1 protein-coding gene is annotated in these 258 nt (G+C 37.2%); it reads right to left on the reverse strand.

Features of this window, described 5'->3' with window-relative positions; genetic code table 11:
* The coding region (locus Q4548_RS17280; protein WP_303457228.1) for a glucuronate isomerase at positions 1–258 on the reverse strand (258 nt) is incomplete at both ends.

Below are 258 nucleotides of genomic sequence, written 5' to 3' on the forward strand. Positions count from 1 at the left end.
TCCCTAATGTGTTAGGCACTGTTTTTGACCATGCAAGAAATTTCTCATAGTCACTTTTATTTCCAGTAATATAATCTTCAGCAATCCCATTAGCACGCATACCACGCCATTTATAATGGTCACCGCCTAACCACACTTGAGCTAAATTCGAATAGTTTTTATCCTGCAGAATTTCATGCTGGTTCAAGTGATTATGATAGTCAATAATTGGTAAATGCTTTGCAGTATTATGGAAGAGCTCACGTGCTGTCTCATTAT

The sequence above is a fragment of the Wenyingzhuangia sp. 2_MG-2023 genome (assembly GCF_030548295.1).
Taxonomy (GTDB): domain Bacteria; phylum Bacteroidota; class Bacteroidia; order Flavobacteriales; family Flavobacteriaceae; genus Wenyingzhuangia.